Genomic DNA, 6107 nt, shown 5'->3' on the forward strand with positions numbered 1-6107 from the left:
ATAAACATGAGGTTAGTCCTATTCCCAATAAGGTTCGAAAATAAAAAAAGATTAGGAGTAAAAAATCTGGAATATGATAAAGATTTTCCTAAGCTAATGAAGCAAGTTCCAGGAAGCAGATGGACTCCTCAAGAAAAATGCTGGCATTTCCCACACCATAAAAAGGCATATGAAGCTTTTCGTTTGGTGTTTAAAGAAGTTGAAATAGAGGAGAAAGAATCGCTAGATTTTGGATTAAAAAATGGAAAAAAACTTGATGAGAGAGGGCAAAATCTTCTTAGTGAAAAACAGGAGGTTCTACTCAATACTGTTGAAAAGCAATTGATCTTGAGAAGGTATAGCAGAAGTACAATAAAGACCTATAAAAGTTTCTTTATCCAATTCTTACTTTTCATCAAAACCGATAATCCTGAAGAGCTAGAGAAAACAGATATCATGGAGTTTTTACTTAATGGGGTGAATAAGAAGAACTGGTCTGATTCCTCCCAGAACCAGGCAGTCAATGCGATTAAGTTTTACTACGAAAAAATTTTGGGGCAGGAGAGGAGCTTATATGAACTTAGACCTCGAAGAGGAACTAAACTACCGGGTATATTTAGTGAACAGGAAATTGTCAAGATATTTTCAGTGGTTGAAAATATAAAGCACAAAAGTATACTCATGATCATTTATAGTGCGGGTCTTAGAATAGGGGAGTGTGTGAAGCTTCGAAAAGAGGATATCAACTTTGAGCGAAAGTCCGTATTTGTGGTCGCTGGAAAGGGAAAGAAAGACCGATACTCAGTATTGTCGAATAAGGTAATTGAACTTTTGCAGAAATATCTGGAGTTGTATCAGCCCGACTATTGGTTGTTTGAAGGGCAGGAAGGAGGGCAATATAGTACTCGTTCTATCCAGAAAATTTTTCGAAGAGCCGTTAAACAAGCCAAAGTAAATCCTTATTCTACGGTTCATACTTTGAGACACTCATTTGCCACCCATCTATTAGAAAGAGGAACAGACCTAAGGTATATCCAGATGCTCCTGGGACATAATAGTCCTGAGACTACCGAAATCTATACCCACATTACACAAAAGGCAGGGTATCACGAATTTATCGAAGTAAAAAGGCGCTAAGAACCCTGGTAATTCATCAAAAACAGGGTTGAGTTTTCCAGAATGTCAAGAGGGGAAAGCCCAAAGCTACAATTCGGCCAAAAAATATAAAATTCAAGCTGATTTGAGTTTGAGTTTGCATTCCAAATGGAGAGTGGAAAGCTCATTAGCTAATAAAAGTGAATTTTTTACAGCCTTTAGAGGACTTTTTTATCCGCTTAGCGCCTTTTTACTACCCGATCTTCGTGATACCCTTCATGGCAGATACCGGAATTAGGACCATAGAAGTCTACCGCGCGAACTGGGAGGATATTGGCACCAGCAACGGCCTTCCCACCCTGGATGTTCAGCGCAAAGGCTCAGAGGTGAAAGAGGATTTCGTTCATATCACAGCCAGCACCTTTCGTTTGCTTATGGACTATAAAACTGAGCGTGAACCGCTCTTTGGGCCCGAGCCACTCTTTACCTCCGTTTCGCCCCGCACTAAAGGAGATAGACTTACCACCCGTTCTATTAGCTGGATTGTCAAGGAGCTTAAAAGTAGGTGTATGGCTTTGGGCCAGGTCATTGATCCCAATGGCCAAAAGACTGCCCACAGCCTTCGCCACTTTTTTGGAACCGAGCAAATGACCCATACCGGAAGACTTGAAGAGGTTGCAGATGATATAGGCCATCATAGCACCGAGAATACGAAGCGCTATTCGCGCAAAGCGCGGGAGGAGAGCCGCGCGAAAAGGGCGGTGGACTTTTTTGAGGGGAGGATTTTGAGAATTCTGTAAAAAGAGGGACGGCCACGGAACGAACCAAATCCGCTGCTTAAGGGATTTTCAAAGACAAACCATTTAACAAGTGCTTATGATTTTGTACCAGAAGCCACAAAGACCCCAGCTCGATTAAAGCTATGATCCAATGAAAAATCTTTAACTCTTGGTTCTAAATACTGCCAAATGGGCCGAGTAACTTCTCCTTTCCCAATCCACTCGACAAACGCTCCTCTAAGTGTTCGCTTTTCCATGTACCAGTCCATAATAACGATCTTGCCTCCAGGTCTTAACAAAGAAAGAAACTTGTCAATAACCTGCTGCCAGTCAGGAAAGCCAGATAAGCCTAGATCGCAAATAATTGCATCTATGGTAACAGGGAGTTCGTTTTTTGAAAGTTCCTCCAGCCATTTTTGATCGACTTTTCTGACATCCTGATTTATTAATTGAATATTTTTCCAATCATTATGTTGAACCTTAGTTTCTGCCTTTTCAAGCATTCCCGGTGAAATATCAACCCCCAGGATCAGCCCTGTATCCTGAAGATATTCCTGGAAATATTCAAAATTTTGCCCTGTCCCACAGGGTACATTCAGGACAGTTTGCCCTGGTTGTAATCCCAGTTCTTTGACTGCATAATTACGGGCTTTGTGATAGTACGCCTTGGGTGAAAAAATATCATATACCCTGGAAAATTTGTTATAGTATTTAGTGGCTCTTTCTTGCTTGTCCATGAATATTAGCTGAGTGAAGCATGTTACCTTATGTCCCGTACTATTTTATAATAATTGGTTGATTTGATCGACCTTAAATCCAACGCTTTACCTGTTTGCAGTACCGAGTATATTCATCGCCATGCGCTTTTTCTAAAAAAGCTTCTTCTAAGCGAACTTGTATCTGGACAGCATAAATGGCCAAAACCACAATAAGCAAGGTGAAAGCATTAGGAATCACCAGGAACAAACCCAGATCGGCGATAATAATGCCGAAGAAAATTGGATTGCGAGAAATGGAAAATAGTCCCTTGTTAACGAGTTGGGTCTCATTTTTTTCGTCTATGCCAATTCTCCACGAGTTCGCCATTTGAAGCTGAGCGATAAATATCCAGATGAGAGAACCATGCAGAAGCCCCCAACCAATCATTTCAAGGACAGGATACTCCAGATACCAAAATGGTAGATAATATTGATACCAATCATTTTTGATAGCATTGACCGCAACAATTGCCAGCTCGAAATAGGAAATGATTTTGAAGACCTTTCCATTAAAGCCATGGGCATCATCAGAGTTGTCAAAGGTCAGGGGGTTGATACCAGAACTTTTCCAAAGGAGATATGAGCGTATGACAAATACGATCAGGAAAAAGACCAGGAAAAAGATGAAGAGGTATAATTGACTTGTCATATCATTTTTTGACAAAAATACTCCCTCATTCTATGCAATGGTATTGCAAAGTCAGTCCTGACATTTCTTACAGGTCCCTTTGATCGTCATTCTGGTCTCTTGAGCGGTATATCCTTCTGGTAAAGTGGTCGGTGGAAGAATAATAGATTCCAGGCACTCAACCGATCCGCATATTAAACAATGAAAATGGGGGTGCCGATCAACATGATGCAATTCCTCACAATGTTCTTTGCAAAGGGCATATTTTACTTCCGAGACTCCATTTGGAATGCTATGGATAATGCCTTTTTCTTCAAAGGTTTTTAAGGTACGGTATATGGTTATTCTGTCTGATTTGGGAAAGTCTTCTTCCAATTCATTCAATCCGAACACAGCCCCCTTCTGTAAGAAATGCTTTAACAAAAGTTGTCTCATTGGGGTGATCCGAACAGATTTTTGTTCCAGAATAGCATCAACCGTTTTCATCATTTTTGGATTTTTGAATTGAAAGGAGTTAAGATTTAGAGAGTTTCAAAATCCGAATTGCTCCCCTGATTACTACTAGAAACACGATGCTGCCAATAATTAGATCAGGGTAGCGAGAGTTTGTTGCGTAGACTAGTACTCCGGCGACAATCACTCCCAAGTTGACGATAATATCGTTGGAAGTAAAAATCCAACTGGCCTTCATATGGGCATCCTCACTTTTTGCCTTATATATCAGGTACAGGGAAATGCCATTACCAACTAAGGCTAGTGCTGAAACAATGATCATGGTTTGAAATACCGGAATTTCTCCATAGCCCACAAAACGCCGAATGACTTCAAAGAACCCCAATACGGCCAAGGCCATTTGAAAATATCCGCTAATGCCCGCTACTTTTTTCTTGCGGGAAACGGCTGCTCCTACCGCTAATAAACTCAAGGCATACACGATCGCATCAGCCAACATATCTAATGAGTCAGCGATTAATCCCATAGAATTTGCCAGCCAACCATAAGTCATTTCAAGCAGGAAAAAGCCGAAGTTGATGCCCAGAACCCACCATAGTATGGTACGTTCATGATTTTCCTGTTTGGGTAAAGTTTCCTCAGTTTGTATCGTTTTAAGTAAACGATCATTGAGATTCAGTTGATGAATGGCTGTGTAAATGGGCTTAATTTCTCCGAGGTGGTACACGACCAGTTTTCGATTTGGAAGATCAAAATCTAAGTGTTCGACTTCCTCAAATGGTTCCAATTGCATACGGATCATCTGTTCTTCTGCAGAACAGTCCATTTTGGCAATATGAAAAGTAGATTTATTCATGATGATTTTTGATAGGCCAGTAAGCGCAGTGCATTTGCTACGACAACCAAAGTAGAACCTTCGTGCGCGACTACCGCAGGTCCAATATCGGCTATACCCGAAATTGTCAGGGGAATCAGAATCACGACCATTCCCAAACTGAGCCATAAGTTTTGCTTGATGATGCGCTTAGCCTTTCGACTTAGCCCAATTGCAAAAGGCAGGTTATCGAGTTTGTCAGCCATAAGTGCAATGTCGGCAGTTTCGAGAGCTACATCAGAACCTGCTGCTCCCATCGCAATGCCAACCGTGCTTTTTGCCATCGCAGGTGCGTCGTTTACCCCATCCCCAACCATGGCCACTTCTCCTTCTTCTTTCAATTTTTCGATGGCAGCTACTTTGTCTTCAGGGAGCAAACTTCCCATGGGATCAGTGATTCCAATGTCCTTGGCAACTGCATCTGCGACTTTTTGATTATCACCTGTTAGCATAATCATACGTTTGATTCCAACGCCTTTTAATGCTGTGAGGGTGGCTTTTGCTTCAGGGCGGGCAACATCCATGACAGAAATAATTCCTAAATACTGCTTGTCCCGATGAACAATCATTGTGGTGTGTCCTCCGGCCTCTAGTTCCGCCATTTTCTTATCAAGTTCACGGGGGATATCCTCTCCCGTCAATTCCTTGAATAGTCTGCGGTTACCGATATGAACGATTTGACCTTGAAGCTGAGCTTTTATCCCTCGAGCGGTCAAGGCCTCCAGATTCTGCGCTTCGGGAATTTCTTTATCTGCTAATTCTTTTTTGCCCCCTTCAATAATAGCCGAAGCCAGGGGATGGTCGCTTAATTCTTCCACAGCTATAGCTACTGTCAGTAACTCTTCCTTCGGGATTTCTCTATAGGGAATTGCATTCGTCAATCTGGGTTTTCCTTCAGTCAGAGTTCCTGTTTTATCAAAAGCGACAGCACTCAAACTGCCGAGGTCTTCCAATGGGCGACCTCCTTTGATGAGTACTCCTTGTCTGGCAGCTCGTGCAACACCCGCCAATACTGCACTTGGAGTTGAAATCGCCAGGGCGCAGGGAGAAGCTGCTACCAAAACGGCCATGGCCCGGTAAAAACTTTCAGCAAATGTTTCATCCAGCACCAGAAAGGCAAAGAGTAACAAAACTACCAAACCCAATACAGCTGGAACAAAGTATCGTTCAAATTTATCTGTCAGTTGCTGAGTCGGTGATTTTTGCGTTTCTGCTTCTTTGACTAGCGTGATCAAACGGGATAAGGTGCTGTCTTTGGCTAATTTTAACACTTTTATTTCCAGGGCAGAACTCCCATTAATGGTTCCTGCAAAAGCGCGGTTTTCAGCAGGTAGGGTAATGAGGTCATAATTCGCATTCGGATTATCTACTGGACGTTTGTCTACCGGCATACTTTCACCGGTAATGGGTGCCTGATTGACTGCACTAGTCCCTTTAATGATAACTCCATCAGCCGCAATTTTGGTATTGGGTTTAACGACAATAATATCCCCTAAGGCTAATTCGTCCACACTGACCTCTACTGTTTCTCCATTACGCTT

General features: G+C 42.1%; 7 protein-coding genes. 2 read left to right on the forward strand and 5 right to left on the reverse strand.

The genetic code is table 11. The features are described from left to right. Positions 1-96 precede the first annotated feature (96 nt). Both R8P61_33105 and R8P61_33110 read left to right on the forward strand, forming a co-directional pair. Positions 97-1116 carry a site-specific integrase gene (locus tag R8P61_33105; protein MDW3651960.1) on the forward strand — a complete coding sequence of 340 codons (1020 nt, stop codon included), beginning with the start codon at positions 97-99 and terminating at the stop codon, positions 1114-1116. Between the two features lie 236 nt (positions 1117-1352). Beyond that, the gene (locus R8P61_33110) at positions 1353-1874 is read left to right on the forward strand and encodes a tyrosine-type recombinase/integrase (GenBank protein MDW3651961.1); all 522 of its coding nucleotides are present in this window, start codon (positions 1353-1355) and stop codon (positions 1872-1874) included. Positions 1875-1948: 74 nt separating this feature from the next. Here the strand turns inward: R8P61_33110 and R8P61_33115 are convergent, their stop codons facing one another. From R8P61_33115 to R8P61_33135, 5 genes are all read right to left on the reverse strand, one after another. Beyond that, on the reverse strand, positions 1949-2590 hold the full coding sequence (locus R8P61_33115) for a methyltransferase domain-containing protein (protein ID MDW3651962.1): 642 nt from the start codon (positions 2588-2590) through the stop codon (positions 1949-1951). Positions 2591-2663: 73 nt separating this feature from the next. Continuing rightward, positions 2664-3260, reverse strand: coding sequence for an isoprenylcysteine carboxylmethyltransferase family protein (locus tag R8P61_33120; GenBank protein ID MDW3651963.1), 597 nt, complete (start codon positions 3258-3260; stop codon positions 2664-2666). A 51-nt stretch (positions 3261-3311) separates the two neighbouring features. Further along, complete coding sequence (locus tag R8P61_33125; GenBank protein ID MDW3651964.1) at positions 3312-3728, reverse strand: transcriptional repressor; 417 nt, start codon at positions 3726-3728, stop codon at positions 3312-3314. Positions 3729-3753: 25 nt separating this feature from the next. Next, the gene (locus R8P61_33130; protein ID MDW3651965.1) at positions 3754-4548 is read right to left on the reverse strand and encodes a cation diffusion facilitator family transporter; all 795 of its coding nucleotides are present in this window, start codon (positions 4546-4548) and stop codon (positions 3754-3756) included. Further along, positions 4545-6107: heavy metal translocating P-type ATPase (locus R8P61_33135; GenBank protein MDW3651966.1), on the reverse strand; the 1563-nt coding region annotated here is incomplete at its 5' end. The genes R8P61_33130 and R8P61_33135, both read right to left, overlap by 4 nt.

This window comes from Bacteroidia bacterium (assembly GCA_033391075.1).
In the GTDB taxonomy this organism is placed as follows: Bacteria; Bacteroidota; Bacteroidia; order J057; family J057; genus JAWPMV01.

Bases quoted from the DNA above. Each gene is read 5' to 3' on its own strand.
- R8P61_33105 (MDW3651960.1), top strand. From the start codon at position 97: ATGAAGCAAGTTCCAGGAAGCAGATGGACTCCTCAAGAAAAATGCTGG.
- R8P61_33110 (MDW3651961.1), top strand. From the start codon at position 1,353: ATGGCAGATACCGGAATTAGGACCATAGAAGTCTACCGCGCGAACTGG.
- R8P61_33115 (MDW3651962.1), bottom strand. From the start codon at position 2,590: ATGGACAAGCAAGAAAGAGCCACTAAATACTATAACAAATTTTCCAGG.
- R8P61_33120 (MDW3651963.1), bottom strand. From the start codon at position 3,260: ATGACAAGTCAATTATACCTCTTCATCTTTTTCCTGGTCTTTTTCCTG.
- R8P61_33125 (MDW3651964.1), bottom strand. From the start codon at position 3,728: ATGATGAAAACGGTTGATGCTATTCTGGAACAAAAATCTGTTCGGATC.
- R8P61_33130 (MDW3651965.1), bottom strand. From the start codon at position 4,548: ATGAATAAATCTACTTTTCATATTGCCAAAATGGACTGTTCTGCAGAA.